The organism is Ktedonobacter racemifer DSM 44963, from assembly GCF_000178855.1.
In the GTDB taxonomy this organism is placed as follows: Bacteria; Chloroflexota; Ktedonobacteria; order Ktedonobacterales; family Ktedonobacteraceae; genus Ktedonobacter; species Ktedonobacter racemifer.
This window is the reverse complement of record NZ_ADVG01000005.1, coordinates 422,336-440,197: the sequence shown is the minus strand read 5'-3', so window position 1 is coordinate 440,197 and position 17,862 is coordinate 422,336. Positions and strand designations below refer to the sequence as shown.

The window sequence follows — 17,862 nt, the reverse complement described above, 5'->3', positions numbered from 1 at the left end:
CGAGATGAGAGACAGACGATCATCCTCCGCCGCAATGGAAGAGATGGCCTGCTCATCAAGTTCAAATAGCCCTTCCCTGACTCTCTTCATGATAGCACCGGCGAAAAAATCGGCTGATCCGATCTATTGGCATATGTATAGAATATTACTGAAGGGACTCTTCCAAAAGTTATTGAAGGTGAAACACTCTGATCACCTGATCGATAACGTCGGTCAGGAATGGAGGTAGTCTCATATGATCGCATCGCAAGCTCTCCTGGATCTCCCACTTGATGCCAGGATAGACCCCCAGGAGTTTCTTCATGCCGCCATGGAGTGGCATTTCAATCCGGAGACCGGCTCGCCATACTGGCTGAAGCGGGCAAAGTCGTTGCCCTTCGATCCGCGCAAAGACGTCAAACGTATGGAGGACCTGGCACTCTTCCCCAATATCGTCGATGAACTGCGTGACGTCCGGGCGGAAGACCTTATCCCCAGAGGATACGGGTCGCACCCCGATGTCGTTGGCGTCCCCGAAAGCGGGGGCACAACCGGCACTCCCAAGCGTGTGGTCATCCTGCGTGACTGGGCGGACAAAATGGGAGCATGGATGGACACGCAGCTAGACGCACACAAGTTCCCACGAAATGTGAACTGGCTTGCCCTCCTCCCGAGAGGGCCTCATATGGTCGGCGAGGTCGCCAGATTGCACGCTACTACACGCGGTGGTCTCGCGTTCATGATCGACATGGACCCGCGCTGGGTCAAGAAGCTCATCGCCGCCGGCAAAAGCGAGGAGGCCCGCGCGTACGTCGAGCACCTCGTCGAGCAGGCTTCGTTCCTACTGCACAGCCAGGACATCGGCGTCCTCATGACCACGCCACCTCTGTTGGAGCGCATCGCCCAACACGACGATCTGGTGGAACTGATCAACCAGAAGGTGAAGGGAATCCTGTGGGCCGGGGCGCACATGGATACCGACACTCGCCATCTGTTTCGGACTGAGGTCTTTCCCAGCGTGAAGCTCATGGGGGCATATGGAAGCACGATGATTCTTGGCGGGATCCCCGAGCGCGTGGGCCTCACTGACGACGATCCCCGCATCTACGATTCCCCCTCGCCCTTCATCACCTTCACCGTCATCGACCCTGCCACCGGCCGCAGGGTAGGCTATGGCGAGCGAGGCCAGGTCGTGATGAACCACATCAGCAAGAACATGCTGCTCCCTAACAACCTGGAGCGCGACCTGGCCACCCGGATCGAACCCCCGGCGGGTCAGGTAGGCGACTCGGTGGCCGACGTGGCTCCCGTCGCGCAGTTTGGCAACGAAGCCGTGATCGAGGGGGTGTACTGATGAGTGTACTCAGTCAACTGCTCTGCATAGATGCGCTGGGACCCAAAGGGGCGTACCGGGCACATAACCGGTTGACCGTCACGGATGTCGCGGGCCACCCGCTGGCCGAACTGAGCCTGGTGCCCAGATTGTTCGTCACGCGGGCCATGGCCGCGCTGCATAAAGCGCAGACTCTCCCCCTGGAGGACCGCCTGACCGCCCTCAGCAGGGCTGGGAAGCTGTTCGCAACGGGAGAGGTCGATGGCATGTCCTCTACTGAGTACCAGTATATGGTGAGTCGCATGTCTGGCACACCACTATCCATCGTGCGCGGAGCCGTGGAGGCCGTTGCCCACTATGCTGCCAAGGCGTACTGGAGCGCGCAGCAAGCCCGGCCCATCGGCGCGGTGAACGACTGGCGTGACCCGCAGGCTCGTGAGGGCACGGCAGTCTGGATCCGGCGTGGGAACGTCTTCGCGGTGCATGCGCCAGGCAACGAACCTGGTGTGCACAGTCTATGGCTGGAGCCCCTGGCCCTGGGCTACCGCGTGGCCGTCCGGCCCTCGCGGCGGGAACCGCTCACCCCGTATCGATTGATTCAAGCGCTGCGGGCCTGCGGGTTCGGAGATGATCAGGTGGTCCTGCTGCCTACCGATTATGACGCTGCCGACGAGATCTTGCGCCAGGCCGATCTGAGTATGGTCTATGGGGGGCAGGAAGTCATCGAGAAGTACGCCGCAAACCCCACCGTCCTGCCCAACGGGCCTGGTCGGTCGAAGATCCTGGTCACAGCCGACTCGGACTGGCGCTCCTCCCTCGACATAATCGTCGCCTCGATCAGCAATATGGGCGGGACGGCCTGCATCAACACCACGGCAGTGTTTGTAGAGGGCGACCCGGCGCCGGCCGCACAGGCCATCGCCGAGCGGCTCGCGACGATTCCAAGCCTGCCGCCGGAAAACGAGCAGGCGGTCCTGCCCGCCTACTCCCTGGAGGCCGCGAAGAAGATCGAGCGCTACCTGCTGGACAAAGCCGCTGGGACTCGGGCCTACCTGGGCGGCGATGGGGTCGTAGACGAACTGGGGGATGGCAGCGCGGTGCTGCGGCCCGCCGTACACCAACTAGGCAATCCCTTTGCGGAGCAGGCGAACATCGAACTGGCCTTCCCATGTGTGTGGGTTGCGCCGTGGACGCGGGAGGCTGGGATCGCTCCTCTCAAAAATACCCTGGTGCTCACGGCGGTCACCCGGGACGAGAAGCTGCTCGACGAACTGCTCGCAGATACGACGATCAAGAACCTCTATATCGGCAACCACCCGACGTACTGGATGGCGCCAGGTATCCCACATGATGGCTATCTCGGCGAGTTCTTGATGCGCGCTAAAGCCGTCATCCGCGACTGAGACACATGGACTGGTCAGCGCGCCCGCGATCAAGAGAACGATGGATGGGAAAGGAGGGAAAGACGCATGGATGATCGTGTGGCCGTCCAGGGAGCGACACAGCCCACCTGACGGTGGAAATTAACTGTGCTCAGTTCGCACAGCTCCCGTTGGTGCAGGTTCTTCAGCCCTACCTCGTGCTTCCGCCTGATTGCGTGCGCATGTTCGCTTCCTCTTCACGTGAGGACCTGGATAAGCAGTGAGAGCGAGAAAAGACGGAGTGAATGTGGGTCCTCTTTCGCTCCCAAGGGACGTGGATAAGCATAAAGCAGACGAAGTCAAGCATCTTTTCCTTGAATAAGGGGGAAAGATGCTTGACTTCTTGGTGCGAGAGCCAATATGGTTATAGAACCAAAAGTTCACTTCTCATTTTGCTTTCCTGCCACTCCAAAACAGCATCGCTTCCACTCCAGTGCAAAGTCAACTTCTACAGCAGTGGACATTGGCCGAAGGGAACTATGCCGAAAGAGAGGTCCAACATCAGCTGTTGGACCTCTCTTTCAGAGCGTAACGGGAGGAGACGGCGTTTCCAACGGGGAACATATTGACGGCGGGACGCTGCCTCCTCCTTGGCTCCATGGCCTAGTGCTTTTCAGGCACGAGGAGCGCCTTCTCCTGCCTGCCCATTGATTCCGCGTACGCGACGGCTGTACCGATCTCGTCGAGGGAGAATCTCCGTACCGCCGAGGTCAGGAGAATACCCTCGCGCTTGAGCGTGACAACGTCCTGGACCAGCTGCTGTCGGGCTGTTGCATCAAGTCCTTTGGTAAACCAGTAACCGAGCCAGAACACTTCCAGGATGCGGCGCCCTGCCAGAATGAAGCGCGGATCAGCTCCCACGCGGATGGGCTCACCCGTCAGGGAGCCATACACCAGCATTCTGCTATCGTCGCCGAGGGCCTGAAATATCTGGGTTCCCGTTTCTCCGACCACTGGATCGATGGCGTACTTGACGCCCTGTGGGCCGACGATCCTGCGGACTTGCTCGTCAATGGGCCCCTCGGTGGACACAATCACGGCATCGGCCCCCAGTTGTTCCAGTTCAGCCACTGCTTCGCGTCGGCGAACAACGTTCAGTGTGCGGACTCCATCGTGTTTCGCCAGCCTGATGATCATGCGCCCCAGTTCGGACCCGGCTGCCGATTGGAGCAGCCATTCGCCTTGAGGAACAGCCAGGATGTGACGAAGCATGAGAATAGCGGAGGCCGGGTTGATAAAGAAGGTGGCTACCTGTTCATCAGGAATATCGTCGGGTACTGGAATCAGAAAGGGAGCCGGCAAAACGACGTATTCCGCCCAGTTGCCCCCTCTCCCATTAAGAACCGCGACGCGCTGTCCAGGAACGAGATGATGCACCTGTGGACCCAGAGCATCTACCACGCCAACCCCTTCAAATCCGACGGGTGAGGGAAATTGTGGTTGAACGCCTGCATAGTGTCCGCGCACAAACAGCAAGTCAGACGGGTTCACGGGGCTGGCCAGGATACGAACGCGTGCTTCTCCTTCCCCAGGTTCTGGGAGAGGATACTCTCTTATCTCAAGAACCTTTGCAGGCTCACCATATTGATTGAATCGAATCGCTTTCATCTTTCTACGCTCCTTTGTTCTCTATGGTTCTCGATATCAATGACGCCAGCGGGCCTTACTGACCGTAAGGGTTTTGCTGGTGCGAGGATACTACTTGGGCTGGTGAGACGTGTTATCGTAGCCACGACTTTTTCTGGCTGTCCCAAGCAATTGTGGGCATGAGGCGATGGCACCAATTGCTCCCAGCTTTCCCCATCAGATCCACGATGCCGACGCCATTGACCCCTTGACACGGATCTGCTGGGCTGCATTCCGAACGATCGCTCTTTCTCTTGTCGAGCATATTGAAAGAACATGACGTGATTTGGCGGCTCTTGCTAGTCCAACGCTGCCTTCCAGGTCGTGGCGAGGCTGTGCCAGAGCGCCCGGTGAATTTCCAGGTAATAGCGCAGGGTCCCCCTCTTCTGTATTGCGCGAGGAGGATGAACTGGCATGGGAGGCCTCCTCATTTTATTTAAGTCGTTACGACGTGATACTCTTGCAGCCAGGCATTGGTCTGGATCAGGTAGTCGAAGAGGAAGTAGGCGCTTTCGCCCCGCCGGTTCTCATCGGGATGCTCCGCGAGCTGGCGGAGAAACGCTCCATTGACAAAGGCGTTTACGGGCGCATTGGCATTATTGAGAATCTCCAGCGTCGAGCGGCGCACAGCCTGGGTATAGGCTGGATCGTACGAGGTAGGATACGCGCTCTTACGACGCATACGCACCTCCTCGGGGAGCAATCCGCTAAAGGCGCGGCGTAGGATGCCCTTCTCGATAGTATCGACGGTCTTCATCTCCCAGGGGATATTCCAGACATACTGCACCAGGCGGTGATCGCAGAAAGGGACGCGTACCTCCAGGCCAGTTGCCATGCTCATGCGGTCTTTGCGGTCCAGCAGCAGGGGCAAAAAGCGCGTCATATTCAGGTAGAAGATCTCGCGGATGCGGGCGTCACGTGGAGACTCACCCTCCAGGCGCGGGACCTCGGCCAGCGCCTCCTGATAGAGGCGCTGAATGTGCTCGCGTGGATGGAGTTCCTGCGCCAGAGCTGGAGAGACGAAGGGCGTTCCTGTATTCATAACTTGAGTATCACTCCTGGGATTCATGCGCGCGGCGATCCAGGGGAAGGTCGGCGTATTGAGCACATGCTCCTGGTGGAACCAGGGATAGCCGCCGAAGATCTCGTCGGCCGACTCGCCCGAGAGCGCCACCGTCGCGTTTTGCTTGATCGCCTTGAAGAGCAGGTAGAGCGAGGTCTCGATCTGCCCCATCTTAGGCCGGTCGTGGGCGCGCATCGGCACAAGCAGGTTCTCGAGTAGCTCCTCAGTGGAGACCACGACGTCATGGTGATTGGTCGGCAGGTAGCGCGCTACCTGTTCGGCATAGGGACGGTCGATGCTTGGACGAAAGGCACTTCCCTCAAAAGGCTCTTCTCTATCGACGTAATTGATGGCATAGGTGTTGAGCACCTGGTTTTCCCGCTGAAACTCGCGAGCCGCCAGGGAAGTCACGCCACTGGAGTCCAGCCCGCCGGAGAGGAGCGTCACCACGGGTACATCAGCGATGAGCTGGCGCTTGACGGTATCCTTGAGGAGCGAGCGGATATACCCGGCAGTCGTTTCCAGGTCATCGGTATGGGGCCTGCTGACCAACTGCCAGTAGGGGCGAACATGCGTGCGCTCACGTGTGAAGGTCGCGCAGTGACCCGGGCGCAGCTCCTGAATATCGCGGAAGATGCCGCCACCGGACAGAAAGATTGAGACAAAGATGGCCTTCATGCCCTCGTCATCCAGTACAGGCTTGATCAGCGGGTGCGCTAGCAGAGCCTTGATCTCTGAACCAAAGACGATGGTGCTGCTTACCTGGGCGTAGAAGAGTGGCTTGACCCCCAGGTGGTCGCGGGCGATGAAGAGCCGCTGACGCGCCTCGTCCCAGATAGCAAAGGCGAAGATACCATTAAAGTGATTAACGCAATCCTCGCCCCACTCGACATAGGCATGCAGCAGCACCTCGGTATCGGAATGCGTGCGAAAGACATGATCGCGTGTGCGCAGCTCCTCGCGTAACTCGCGGAAGTTATAGATCTCACCATTATAAGTCAGGGCATAGGTCTGTCCACCCTGGGTAAAGAGCATGGGTTGTGTACCGCCAATGGGATCAATAACGATCAGGCGGCGGTGCGCCAGTGCGGCGCGGGGAGAGAGCCAGTAGCCCTCGCGATCTGGCCCACGCTCTTTTAATGTACAGGCCATCTCCTCCAGCACCGCTTGCTGCTCCGAGAGGTCCCGTTCCCAATCGATCCATCCAGTGATACCACACATAAAAGAAACTCACTTTCCAGGTGGTAAATAAGTTGAAACTTCAACCGATTTTAATGTGACACCGAGGAAATCGGCGCGAATGGCTAGGAATTGGCTATTCAGAACCTGGGAAAACCACTCCCTATCTCGCTTCATTCGTCATTACGTTGTACATTGACAGCTTTTGAGAGGAGAGCGTCAATGCATGACGTTTCTCTCCTGGGCCTACCTCCTCCTCCTCCTCAAAAAGCCAGTTGTGGGAACACGTGAAAGCTCATGCTCCCGCGCTTCCTCCTAATATACATAGCTAATTGTTCAATTGTTCAATATTATTGAACAATTGAAGTGTAACGGAGAAGGTGCTATACTGTCAAGCATGAGATTTCTTGTTCATCCATCACGCGAGGATCTTTCCTTGCCAACGATCTTGTATGCTCTGGGTGATCCAGTACGCTTACAAATGGTGGCAGAGCTGGCTCAGGCGAGCGAGTCGGAGGAAAAGATGGCATGTCATGACTTTCTCGTCGGCGAAGCCGTGGCAAAGTCAACGCTTTCGTTTCATTTTAAGGCGTTGCGTGAAGCTGGGTTGGTACGAATGGTGCCACAAGGAAGACGGATGCAGGTTACGCTACGTCGAGAGGATTTGGAGATACGCTTCCCTGGGCTACTGGAGAAAATACTTCTGACCTATCAGCAGAAGTAACGGTTTCTCTCTCATGTTTGGCATACTACTCTTCAGACGATCTCGGTGGCTCATGCGTCATGAATGGAGGAAAGGCCTCTAGCCCGATCGCTTCTGAAAGTATGATCACTGGAAAGATTTGCCTGCGGGTTGCCACTTCCCCGAATGGGAACACCCAGAAGCAATTGCTGAAGATATTCGTGCTTTTTTCGTCCTCTGCGGTAAATACGCAATGAGCATGTTCATTTCCCATAGGTGCAAAATGCCCTTTTCGTTATGCTCAAATTCGTTATACACATTGAAAAAAAAGCCAAATTGTGCGATTCTTCCCCGCTACTCCAAAACAGCACCACTTCCACTCCAGTGCAAAGTCAACTTCTACACGTGTGTATAGGGAGGTGGGTGTGGTCGTCTCGGTGGGGCTTGTGACAACGAAGGTCTTGAGTAAGGTCGCGACGGAGTTGGCGAAGCAGCATGAGATATTTGAGGGTGTGGTGAGCCTGGTGTCCTGGCCAGAATCAGAAGTGGATGCGTGGCTGAAAGGGCTTGCTATCGAAGATGTCTGGGGAATAGGCAAGCGCCTGGGGGAGCGGTTACGGCGCGTGGGGATTGTGAGTGCGCGAGGGTTGAAGGAGGCAGATCACGCATGGATACGTCACGCTATGAATGTAGGAGTGCAGCGGGTGGTGCTTTGAGCTCCGGGGGATCTCGTGCCAGCTCCTGGAGGTGAGGCCTCAGCCACGGGAAGGAAGGATGGTGGCGCTCTCGTTTGGGAGGGAGATCGAAGTGAGGAAGGAGTTGGAGGAAGCGTTGGCAACGTATGCGGTGGCGGTGATGGAGAAAGTGATGAGACAAGGGTCACGCGTCAGGCGAGTAAGCGTGTTCATCCAGACTAATTCCTGGGATCGACACACTGCGCAGTATGCGAATGAGGCGTCAGCCAAACTTCCGTATGCGAGCTCGTTTACGCCGGATGTGCTGGATCTCGCGCTGGCGCTTCTGGGAACGATCTATGCCCCTGGGTATCGGTATAAGCGGGCAGGGGTGTATGTTACGGAGTTGAGTTCGCAGGAGGTGTTCCAGAGGGACCTCTTTGGCATGGTGACGCAGGAGGCATATGCGCGACAGGCACAGGTGATGGACCTGGTGGACTCGATCAACGAGCAATGGGGGCGTGAGACGTTTGAGCTTTGGGTCGCAGGGGGCGCAAAGGACCTGGTATATGCGGCAGGAGCGGCGGTCAAAGCGCTTTACCACTAGATGGGATAGTGCAAGGATTCCTGCAAAATTGGGCCATTTGACAGCGTGTTCTTCGCTATTCTAGGCTGCCAATCTCTGAATTGAGAAACGGAATCTGAGTGAAAAGCGGAAAGACCTGAGCGTTGAGAGTAGGTAAGGTACTGCAAGGAGACATTGATTGTACCTCCATCGTACTTGGACCATCGGACCCCAGAAAAGCTCCAGCCCACTCCCGCTTTGGGGTCATATTTCTGCCATTGTTCGTTGAATCTGCGTTGCGTCTGCAGAACGAATAGAGATCCTTCTTAGCATGATTCAACCTCAATAATCCGCTTTTTCTTCCTTCTCTTCATATGCCTGAAGGGCTTGTTCAACCGCCTCCATATGTTCTTCTGCCCACTGTCGCAGGGCAGCCATCAGCGGGATGAGGGTGGTTCCCAGCGGAGAGAGTGAATATTCGACGGCAGGCGGAATCGTCGGCGTTACCTTGCGTTCTACAATTCCCTTGCGCTCCAAATTGCGCAGCGTTTGCGTGAGCATCTTGTGGGAGATCCCTTCGATCGCACGCTGTAACTCATTGAAGCGCGTGGGCTGTTTTTCCAACAGGGCAAAGATGAGGGCTGTCCACTTGTCGGCAATCAGATCGAGTACTTCCCGCGAATAGCAGCGGGCCATCAGCACGCTATGGACTGAAGATCTTGGCAGTGTCCTTTCCATACCTCCAGTATAACATAGTTTCCTTCCAGGCGCTTCTCGGTTACTTCAAAGTGCGTACTTGTAAGGTTTCCCATGGGCGTTTATAGTGAGAACACAAAGGCAAATAATATCAGTATGGACCATAGAAAAGGATTTTATGTGATGATACCGCAAGATATGTTCATTACCAGAAAAAACAAACAAACGAGCAAGGTGGCTCTGGTTGTCGGAGCGCAAGGAGTCATTGGCCGCAATCTCGTCGATTACCTGACAGCGCTAGACGATTGGGATGTCATCGGTTTAGCGCGACGCGACGGAGCGCCCACAAGCCGGATTCGGTATGTGACGGTTGATCTGCTTGATCGAGACGACTGCCGGGAGAAGTTGAGCTGCCTCACTCAGGTGACGCACATTTTCTATGCCGCGTACCAGGACCGGCCAACCTGGGCCGAGCTAGTTCCGCCCAATCTTGCCATGCTCGTCAATGTGATCGAGGCAGTCGAGCCAATCGCGCCCGATTTGCAGCATGTTAGCCTGATGCAGGGCTACAAGGTCTATGGCGCGCACCTGGGTCCGTTCAAGACGCCGGCTCGCGAGAGCGATGCCCCCCATATGCCGCCTGAGTTCAACGTCGATCAGCAAGCCTTCCTTGAGCAGCGGCAAAGAGGCAAAACCTGGGGCTGGTCAGCGATCCGCCCGTCTGTGGTCGGCGGCTTCGCGCTGGGCAATCCAATGAACCTGGCTGCGGTGATCGCGGTCTACGCTGCTATCTCGAAGGAACTGGGGTTGCCGTTGCGTTTCCCAGGCAAGCCGGGCGCGTACGATAAACTGCTGGAAATGACCGACGCGGGCCTGCTGGCGCGGGCAACCGTCTGGGCAGCCACCGACGAGCGCTGCTCCAACCAGGCCTTCAACATCAACAACGGGGATCTGTTTCGCTGGGACGAGATGTGGCCGAAGATCGCGCGTTTCTTTGAGCTTGAGGTGGCCCCGCCGCTGCAGATGTCGCTTGATGTCGTCATGGCTGACAAGGAGCCGCTCTGGAATGCCATGATCGAGAAGTATGGACTTGCTCCCCACCCCTACCAAAGGGTAGTGTCCTGGGGCTTCGGCGATTTCGTCTTCTCCTGGGACTACGACATGTTTGCCGACGGTTCAAAAGCCCGTCGCTTCGGCTTCCACGAATACATTGACACGGAAGTGATGTTCTTGAATATTTTCGAGGATTTTCGTCGTCGCAAGGTCATTCCCTAAGCTGGTCATGCTGTAAGCCGGCCATACTGTCTTCATTGAGCCAATGGAGGTGAGCGAAAACACATGCTAAGTACAATCACGCAAAGTTTTCGGGATGAATCCCGTTTATCAAGGGCACTCAATGCAAAAAAAAGTTGTGTGATTGTACTTAGGCCAAATCCTGGTCCTGTGGAACACGTTGCGGGAATTCCTCAGATACACCAGTCATTGGCAACTGTAGGATTAGATGGCAACGTCTTTCGCTCCGACCGGCGCCTCGACAGAAGAGCTGCGCATACGCAGAGCAAAGAGGAGCAGGCCCAGCAGAATGCTCAGACCCATAATAGGCGTGAAGATCCTCTCCAGGTCACGCATCTCAGAGATCAAGGCAAAGAGGAAGCCGGACAGCCCAATGTTCATACCCCAGAAGAGGATATCCTCAGCCCAGGGCCACAACAAGCGGCGTTCCTGCGTCGTCGCGTGGAGGAGGCCAAAGATGGCATTGGTCATGACGCCGACGAAGATCGAGTGATCGAGCGCGAGGAGTAGCCCCGGCGCATCAGTTGCTGGATTATGGATAGTACCGCTAATGAGATTAGCGATCAAGTAGACGGTCAGGCCAATGTTGAAAACAACGAAGAGTACGCTCATGGCAAAGAAACGTCCGCTGTTGTGTCCAAGCCAGTTGAGACGCAGCAGAGGAGGGGCAAAACGTACGATGTAAATCAACACACCAATGACGGAGAAAAGCAGGTTGACCGATTGGAGCGGCATAAGCGAGAAAAGGAAGCTCGCACCAAGGGCCAGGCCAGTCAGGAAGAAGAGCGTGATCTGGACCAGGCCTAACCAGGAAATCCGCCTGCGCTCCGGCATCAGACTCCATTCAGAGAGCGCCATGCCGATGAGCACAAGATAGCCAGCAGTCATCGTCCCCGCATGCGTAGCGATCTCGTCACCCAGCTGGGGAAAGAGGCTATTGAAGGCAAACTGAAACTGAAGCAGCACCCCAACCAGACCCGCCAGCAGCAGCGTCACCAGCGCTCCTAGCACAGCCAGTTGCGCCACACCGAGACGTATTTTACTACTTCTGGCAATTACCCAACCCAAATAGCCCAGGATGGCCAGAAGCACAAGAACTCCCAGGGCTGCCCGGGCAAAATAACTGCCCGAGAAACCCGGTATGCTGCTACTCCAAAAGGCCAGTATATACAGTGGGATGGATATAGCGGTAAAGATACAGAGCCAGCGGACAAAAGCCTTCCCTCCTCCTGCGCCTTCACCGAAAAGAAAAAGGCTGATCACGAACACGCTAAGTGTGATCCAGCCAAGCGTCCCGGCATGGACATGGGTCAGCAGTACATTATGATCGAGGGTCACAATGCGCTGCCCATTGAGGATGCCAATACCTACGGTAAGAAGGAAGATAATCATAGCGGAGGCCAGAAGAATCCTGATCTCGCGGCGCCAGGGACTTTTCTGCGCATCCCATCGCCCTGATGATGCATCTTGCTGCAGAGCCATTTTTTTGCCTGCTCCTTTCTTAGTCATAGCCCTCTTAAAAAAAGGCCTTACATAGTGCTACTCTTGAGAGGCTGTTGGTTTGACATGCCCAATCGTAGAATGGAAAACATCGTCAGGGTCATACATGCGCTTGAGTTTAAGCAAACGCTCATAGTTAGGTCCGAAGGCAAGCGGAACGCGCTCCTGTTCACCCTCATCCAACAAATTGACATACCCTCCCTTCAGTGCATACGGCGCAAGGGCACGCGAGCCTCCCTGCGCCCATTGCAAATGCCTCTGATCCTCTTCTGGAGATTGTGGCTCCCATGCCGCGATGATTTCGACCAACAGATGATCTTGGCGCAGCGCAAAGGCGGTCTCGGAAACTGCCACGCGGCTTGCAGCACCATGAAAGTGATGGAGCGAGATGGCAGAAAACGGAGAAGAAAACTGCTGCGCGCACTCGATGAGCGCCTCAACCGTCTCGGCACACAGACCATCCAGCGATTGTGTCTGGATGAAGTAGTAACGGCCCTTGGGCATCGGTGCATCCAACGCGTGAACGAGATCATAATACATGACTGGCTGGATTTGATCGACTAGAGGTGTGACAAAGGTGCGCAGTTGTTTGAGTACTCGCTCTCCTTCTTCGAGCGGACCACAATACACGGGATGGAGAAATAGCACAGTCATGCCATCTGGCATCTTGAGGAAGCCAGCCTGAATTGTCAGTTCGTCGGGAGAGGTTTTGATGAACTGGTCATAAAAACGTAATACCTCTCTGGCTTGATCCAAAGGATAGAGCAGCAAGCCAGCCAATACCATTGTGACGGGATGGAGACGATACTCCAACGACACCATCACTCCAAAGTTGCCACCTCCACCGCGCAGTCCCCAAAAGAGGTCCGCATGCTCCGTTGCACTTGCCGTCACGAGTTGCCCATCCACTGTGACCACTTGCGCTGACAGCAGGTTATCAGTAACCAGGCCATATTTGCTCATTAGAGGACCATAGCCACCCCCCAATGTGAGCCCGGCCATCCCGACGCTTGAGACGATACCTGTGGTCATCGCAAGCCCATACTGCTGGGATGCGCCAATAAGATCGTCCACTGTTGCTCCAGCCTGGATCCTGGCGGTATGCGTCTCTGGATCGATGGTGACGGCTCTCATCTGCGAGCAATCGATCACGACTCCATCTTCGCGCAGCCCTCGTCCCGCAAAATCATGCCCACCACCATGAACAGAGAGCGCAAACCCATGCGTACGAGCCCAACTAACAGCGTGAACGACGTCTTGCGCATCCGCACAGCGAACGAGCACTGCTGGATGTGTATTGACCCTCCCATTCCAGAGTTGGCGCACTTGATCATAGGTTGGGTCCTCAGGGAGGACGAGAGAGCCAGCAAGGAGTGCATCGAGATCATCAAAAAAGGAATGGCTCTCTCCACGAGTAGTTGTCATGCTTTTTCCTTTCACCTCTTCTTGTTTTCAACCGTATCCTGCTGTAGAGAACGATAAAGATGACGGTGCCCTTAATATGAGGACGCCGAATAGAGGGCATTTTAGGGAATGAATAATGGGAAAAGCAGTTTGGTCACGCTTACCTTCATTGTGTTAAGCGACAAGAATCTGCGAAAAAAACGGCTGCATGGCAATCTTGCCTTGAGCTACGCTCATTGTAAGGAGAACAAGAGACAGTTTCACGCTTGCCTCACGCTAAGATTGCCATGCAGCCGTTTTTTTCGCAGAGCCTGGACATAACATGCTTTACGCCGATGGAGCTTTCAAACTGGCACAGGGACTTGTCAACCACCAAACCATTTCCTACACTCATTCATAACAAGCGCGATCCGATAAGGACCGCGTGATCGAATAGGGATGAGTGTAGGAGAGCATCCATGCTCATGGTGAATGATAGCCAACTCCGCCGAGCCTCCATCGCAAGCCTGGGGGAGCAGTGTGTCTCCTGTTCCCAGCCCCTTGCTGCGTACCCGCTCGTCATGGGCGACGATACAAAGCAAATCGTCTATCACGTGACATGCGCGCTCGAACTGGCCACAGACCTTCTGGTTGATCTGGCAACGTTTTTCCATCCGCCTGCACCCTATCCTCCGTTGTTTGTACTCACGCCCTCAGAGATCGGGAGAGGCTCAGAGGAAGGAGGAATGTCTCATGCAATGGTCAACAGATGTCCGTCGGATTAAAGCCGCGATCTGGTGCCAGGCGTTCAGGGGGATACCAGCGTCAGTTGTCCCATAGGCCAGGTGGTGGGCATTCGCCGGAGAAAGGGGCAGCTTCTGGCACTCATACGCGGCTGGGGGCGCTGGTATCCCGTGGAAGATGTGCTCATCCTTGTAGGCCCGCGCTAGCCTTTCCGTACCTGCTGCGAACAGAGATTCAGGACAGCTTCATGAGGCGGGTCGTCACAAGCCCCCACCCTTTCGGGCCACACCTGCGCGTTCAGCTAACGGCAGCGCCGAACCACTTTGGCAGCATGGTGCGCAGATCCTGCAGATCTTCACCGACCCACGCCACGTGGCCGTCCGGTCGCAGCAGCACCGCAGGCACGTCCAGTTCCTCGCTGACATGGGGTAGTACCAGCATCCATGACACCAGGGGCAAAGTAACAGTAAATATTGTCCAGTTTATGTGAACAATATAGGTTGGTTGGAAGCAACCGTGTCATGTACCGATTGAACAAATCTAAACATATTGCTGCTTGAATTTTCCAAAAAGTGTTATGCAAAATTCTGGAGGACTAATCTTTAGCTATTGAACATTATGAAATTGACTCATATAATTACTTTTTTCCATCTGAGAAAGCGACCCTGATTGGGCCGCCTTCCTAGCTTTCATCTTTTATTTAGTTCCAAAGGCGAGAAAACAACATCTTCCCCATTAGAAGATTTCTACATAGCCTTCTGTTCCATTCACGCGAATTCGTTGCCCATCTTTTATCAGTTTGGTAGCACTTTCCACTCCGACAACTGCTGGTAAGCCATATTCACGTGCGATAACTGCTCCATGGGTCATCAGCCCACCAACTTCGGTGACGAGGCCTTGTATGGAGACAAACAATGGTGTCCAACTCGGGTCAGTAAAGGAGGTGACTAATATATCTCCCTCTTCTAGATCAGCATCTTCTATGTGTAAGATGACACGTGCTCGTCCCTCTATAACTCCGGAAGAAACAGGGAGACCTACAAGAGCTTCGGCTGGGAGATGTTCTCGTTTGTACTCACCTGCAATGATTTCACCATCAGACGTGAGAACACGTGGGGGAGTGAGTTTTTCATAGAATGTGTACTCATCTTTTCGTTTGCTGATGATCTGGTAATCCAGTTTCTTTGTGCGTACGACTTCGCGAAGTTCTTGAAAAGTGAGAGAGTAGATATCTTCTTTTTCATGAAGAACGTTGGCTTGTACGAGTTGTTCGGCTTCTTTCAGTAAAGCCTGCTTATAAACGAAGTAGCGATGAACCATGCCGTATTTTGGATATTCACGATACCCTATGAAATTCCGGATGAGACTGATCATTCGTTTTGTCTCTTTGGCTTTTTGTTCACCATCCGGTAGTTGCCTCAATCGATCTAATAACTCTTGTTCTTTTTTCAATGCTTCCTGACGCCCTTGCTCAAATTTCCGAGTGCTGGCACCAGGCTCAAAGTTTTTGATGTTACTGAGAATCAGGGGGACAAGTGTCGTTGGTTTTTCACTCCAACGAGTTTTCGTAATATCGATTTCTCCGGCACATCGCATTCCGTATTTGTTAAGAAAAGCATAGATAGCGTCTTGGGTTTCCTGTCCACCATCAAACTGAACCAGTTCATCCAGAAAGTTGTCATCTTTTGCATGCTGCAAGTACTCAATTACTTCTGGATAAGGGCGAATCACATCTGCAACATCCAACAGCGCCAAACCCATTTCCGAAGTGATATTGTTGGGTACAGATTGAGAAAGCGTGTCTGCCACGTTTTTTTCACCTAACCACTCCTTCATTTTTTCATTGATCCATGATGAAGCATTCATAGCAGTCATAATCACACCAAAACCTTGCGGACCAGATAAACTCTTCTTTAATTGCTGAATGTCTTCCAAAATAAAATCAATCAGATCCGATCCTGATTTCGTTTGGATGTTTTGTTTTAGTTCTTCTATTGATGTTTCACTACGCTTGATCAAATCAGAAACGATTGCCGGATCGTATTCGTTTAGTGTTTTATAATCCGCAAGCGACGAACCTTGATTGCTTTTACCGGGAATCTGTTCCTGCTTATCATCCGGTAGAGATTTGATAAAATCTCCCCGCCCTAAGATAGTCATGAGTGCGTCTTTTATAAGCGGATCTTTTCCCAGGACATCTACTACAATTGCTCTTCTGGCTGGTGAAGCCAGATCCTGTGTAATATCAACAAACAACCTTCCCCCAGCTGTAAACATGGGGCGTGCAGCCGTTAGCTGCCAGAAAGAGATTCCCAATGGTTTCATGGGGTCGGTCATCATTTGTTGATGACCAACAGATATATAAACGTGATTTTCCTGATCATTTGCTTCAGGGATGGGGAACAAAGTAGTGATTGGCCGGCTCTGGACAATAGAAAATGTATCATCAACCAAACACCATTCGATGTCCTGGGGGCAACCGAAATGTTCTTCGATCTTTCTGCCCATGCGCTCAAGCTGCAAAATCTGCTCATCCGTCAGCGCTTGCCTATTCTGCCTCTCTGGCTCAATCTCCTGTTCTTTCGTACCGCCATCTTTTAAGGCATAAATAGCCAGCTTCTTGGTGGATATCTTCTTCTCGATAATCTCGCCGTTACGCACTTTATAGATATCAGCATTCACCAGGCCGGAGACCAAAGCCTCACCAAGTCCGAAGCCAGCATCAATGGATAACACCTTCCTATTAGAAGTGACGGGATCGGTAGTAAACAAAATTCCTGCCGCCTGCGGGAAGACCATCTTCTGAACAACCACAGACAGATGGACTTTACGGTGGTCGAAGCCGTTTTGAAGGCGGTAAGTTACTGCCCTCTCGGTAAATAGCGATGCCCAGCACTTGCTGATATGCTTTAGGATTGCTTCCTTTCCGATAATGTTCAAATACGTATCCTGCTGGCCTGCAAAGGAAGCCGCTGGTAAATCCTCTACAGTTGCGCTGGATCGTACTGCATAGGCATTTTTTTCATCAAGCCTGGAGAGGAGGCGGGCGATCTCTTCATGAATGTCGGCAGGGATGGCTATCCCTTCGATGACCCTGCGAATCTCACCGCTCAGTTCACCGATTTTATCCCGGTCTTCCACCTTTAGAAGCGATAACTGATCAAGTAATTCGTTAATCGACGACGTTTCCCCGATGATTCTTTTAAAGGCTTCAGTAGAAAGACAAAAGCCATCTGGTACGCGTATTCCTTCAATCTTGGCTAGTTCCCCCAGGTTCGCGCCTTTGCCCCCAACAACCATGAGTTTTGTTTTGTCAATGTCCTGAAAACCAAGCACATAGGAACTCATATGTTTACCTCCTTGGGCAATTCCTTCTTTGATAATTTTGATGACATCCTTCGGGCTAAAACGATTTACCGGAGTATTGTACTAGCCTGGTACAGCCTCATTAAGCGGTGACGGCACGTAAGGCCCCCTTTCGCACACGACAAGGGTCTGGCACACGCCTGATGAAGCATGTGCTGATTTCAGCACACACACAAGAGGTATCTTTGCTTAAAGGAGAGCTTTCACCGCAGGTGCGAAAGACGCGCGTCGCTTCCGCCTGAGTATAGGGGAAAGAACGCAAAAAAAAATCGTCCAAAAAGGCAGTGTACGAATAGACAGGAGGTGATATAATTAAAGTGAGAATAAATGGGCTCGTTTTTGAGCTTCGGAAACTATA

Annotated in this window: 14 protein-coding genes and 2 pseudogenes; 8 read left to right on the top strand and 8 right to left on the bottom strand. The window is 53.8% G+C overall.

All coding sequences use genetic code 11. From position 1 onward, the window contains the following. The first annotated feature begins 235 nt into the window (after positions 1 to 235). On the top strand, positions 236 to 1,333 hold the full coding sequence (locus tag KRAC_RS56025; RefSeq protein WP_007922354.1) for an acyl-CoA synthetase family protein: 1,098 nt from the start codon (positions 236 to 238) through the stop codon (positions 1,331 to 1,333). Beyond that, a complete protein-coding gene (locus KRAC_RS56020) occupies positions 1,333 to 2,715 on the top strand; it encodes an aldehyde dehydrogenase family protein (RefSeq protein ID WP_007922353.1) in 1,383 nt (460 codons plus the stop codon). The genes KRAC_RS56025 and KRAC_RS56020 overlap by 1 nt, the downstream gene beginning before the upstream one ends. A 621-nt stretch (positions 2,716 to 3,336) precedes the next feature. Here the strand turns inward: KRAC_RS56020 and KRAC_RS56015 are convergent. Continuing rightward, positions 3,337 to 4,341, bottom strand: coding sequence for a zinc-dependent alcohol dehydrogenase family protein (locus KRAC_RS56015; RefSeq protein WP_007922352.1), 1,005 nt, complete (start codon positions 4,339 to 4,341; stop codon positions 3,337 to 3,339). A gap of 454 nt (positions 4,342 to 4,795) precedes the next feature. Beyond that, positions 4,796 to 6,643 (bottom strand): asparagine synthase (glutamine-hydrolyzing), encoded by a 1,848-nt coding sequence (gene asnB / locus KRAC_RS56010; RefSeq protein WP_007922350.1) that lies wholly within the window; start codon positions 6,641 to 6,643, stop codon positions 4,796 to 4,798. 394 nt (positions 6,644 to 7,037) lie between these two features. Between asnB and KRAC_RS56005 the strand changes: the two genes are divergently transcribed. The 4 genes and pseudogenes from KRAC_RS56005 to KRAC_RS80615 all read left to right on the top strand — a co-directional run bounded on the left by KRAC_RS56005 (position 7,038) and on the right by KRAC_RS80615 (position 8,628). Continuing rightward, complete coding sequence (locus tag KRAC_RS56005; protein ID WP_211221549.1) at positions 7,038 to 7,325, top strand: ArsR/SmtB family transcription factor; 288 nt, start codon at positions 7,038 to 7,040, stop codon at positions 7,323 to 7,325. 383 nt (positions 7,326 to 7,708) lie between these two features. Beyond that, the gene (locus KRAC_RS56000) at positions 7,709 to 7,999 is read left to right on the top strand and encodes a DNA polymerase Y subunit UmuC family protein (RefSeq protein ID WP_040448521.1); all 291 of its coding nucleotides are present in this window, start codon (positions 7,709 to 7,711) and stop codon (positions 7,997 to 7,999) included. Positions 8,000 to 8,057: 58 nt separating this feature from the next. After that, positions 8,058 to 8,384 (top strand): annotated as a pseudogene (locus KRAC_RS80620) (DinB/UmuC family translesion DNA polymerase); the annotation flags it as partial. A 94-nt stretch (positions 8,385 to 8,478) separates the two neighbouring features. Continuing rightward, the gene (locus KRAC_RS80615) at positions 8,479 to 8,628 is read left to right on the top strand and encodes a DUF4113 domain-containing protein (RefSeq protein WP_083815253.1); all 150 of its coding nucleotides are present in this window, start codon (positions 8,479 to 8,481) and stop codon (positions 8,626 to 8,628) included. Positions 8,629 to 8,864: 236 nt separating this feature from the next. Here KRAC_RS80615 and KRAC_RS55990 read toward each other — a convergent pair whose 3' ends face one another. Then, entirely contained in the window at positions 8,865 to 9,260 is a 396-nt protein-coding gene (locus tag KRAC_RS55990) for a winged helix-turn-helix transcriptional regulator (RefSeq protein WP_007922341.1), read from the bottom strand. 141 nt (positions 9,261 to 9,401) lie between these two features. Between KRAC_RS55990 and KRAC_RS55985 the strand changes: the two genes are divergently transcribed. After that, entirely contained in the window at positions 9,402 to 10,493 is a 1,092-nt protein-coding gene (locus KRAC_RS55985; protein WP_007922338.1) for an SDR family oxidoreductase, read from the top strand. A gap of 222 nt (positions 10,494 to 10,715) precedes the next feature. Here KRAC_RS55985 and KRAC_RS55980 read toward each other — a convergent pair whose 3' ends face one another. From KRAC_RS55980 to KRAC_RS73310, 3 genes are all read right to left on the bottom strand, one after another. After that, positions 10,716 to 11,993 carry a hypothetical protein gene (locus KRAC_RS55980; protein WP_007922336.1) on the bottom strand — a complete coding sequence of 426 codons (1,278 nt, stop codon included), beginning with the start codon at positions 11,991 to 11,993 and terminating at the stop codon, positions 10,716 to 10,718. A 57-nt stretch (positions 11,994 to 12,050) separates the two neighbouring features. Next, positions 12,051 to 13,436 carry an FAD-binding oxidoreductase gene (locus KRAC_RS55975; RefSeq protein ID WP_007922334.1) on the bottom strand — a complete coding sequence of 462 codons (1,386 nt, stop codon included), beginning with the start codon at positions 13,434 to 13,436 and terminating at the stop codon, positions 12,051 to 12,053. A 344-nt stretch (positions 13,437 to 13,780) separates the two neighbouring features. Next, positions 13,781 to 14,068 (bottom strand): hypothetical protein, encoded by a 288-nt coding sequence (locus KRAC_RS73310; RefSeq protein WP_157508287.1) that lies wholly within the window; start codon positions 14,066 to 14,068, stop codon positions 13,781 to 13,783. A 123-nt stretch (positions 14,069 to 14,191) separates the two neighbouring features. Here KRAC_RS73310 and KRAC_RS73305 point away from each other — a divergent pair, with 123 nt between their 5' ends. Further along, positions 14,192 to 14,344 carry a hypothetical protein gene (locus tag KRAC_RS73305; protein WP_157508284.1) on the top strand — a complete coding sequence of 51 codons (153 nt, stop codon included), beginning with the start codon at positions 14,192 to 14,194 and terminating at the stop codon, positions 14,342 to 14,344. Between the two features lie 91 nt (positions 14,345 to 14,435). Here the strand turns inward: KRAC_RS73305 and KRAC_RS80610 are convergent. Continuing rightward, positions 14,436 to 14,561, bottom strand: a pseudogene (locus KRAC_RS80610) (aromatic-ring hydroxylase C-terminal domain-containing protein); the annotation flags it as partial. Positions 14,562 to 14,873: 312 nt separating this feature from the next. Then, entirely contained in the window at positions 14,874 to 17,486 is a 2,613-nt protein-coding gene (gene ppsA, locus KRAC_RS55965) for a phosphoenolpyruvate synthase (RefSeq protein WP_007922328.1), read from the bottom strand. Positions 17,487 to 17,862 lie beyond the last annotated feature (376 nt).

Coding starts and splice junctions, on each gene's coding strand:
- KRAC_RS56025 (WP_007922354.1), top strand. CDS start 236: ATGATCGCATCGCAAGCTCTCCTGGATCTCCCACTTGATGCCAGGATA.
- KRAC_RS56020 (WP_007922353.1), top strand. CDS start 1,333: ATGAGTGTACTCAGTCAACTGCTCTGCATAGATGCGCTGGGACCCAAA.
- KRAC_RS56015 (WP_007922352.1), bottom strand. CDS start 4,341: ATGAAAGCGATTCGATTCAATCAATATGGTGAGCCTGCAAAGGTTCTT.
- asnB (WP_007922350.1), bottom strand. CDS start 6,643: ATGTGTGGTATCACTGGATGGATCGATTGGGAACGGGACCTCTCGGAG.
- KRAC_RS55990 (WP_007922341.1), bottom strand. CDS start 9,260: ATGGAAAGGACACTGCCAAGATCTTCAGTCCATAGCGTGCTGATGGCC.
- KRAC_RS55985 (WP_007922338.1), top strand. CDS start 9,402: ATGATACCGCAAGATATGTTCATTACCAGAAAAAACAAACAAACGAGC.
- KRAC_RS55980 (WP_007922336.1), bottom strand. CDS start 11,993: ATGGCTCTGCAGCAAGATGCATCATCAGGGCGATGGGATGCGCAGAAA.
- KRAC_RS55975 (WP_007922334.1), bottom strand. CDS start 13,436: ATGACAACTACTCGTGGAGAGAGCCATTCCTTTTTTGATGATCTCGAT.
- KRAC_RS73310 (WP_157508287.1), bottom strand. CDS start 14,068: ATGGAAAAACGTTGCCAGATCAACCAGAAGGTCTGTGGCCAGTTCGAG.
- ppsA (WP_007922328.1), bottom strand. CDS start 17,486: ATGAGTTCCTATGTGCTTGGTTTTCAGGACATTGACAAAACAAAACTC.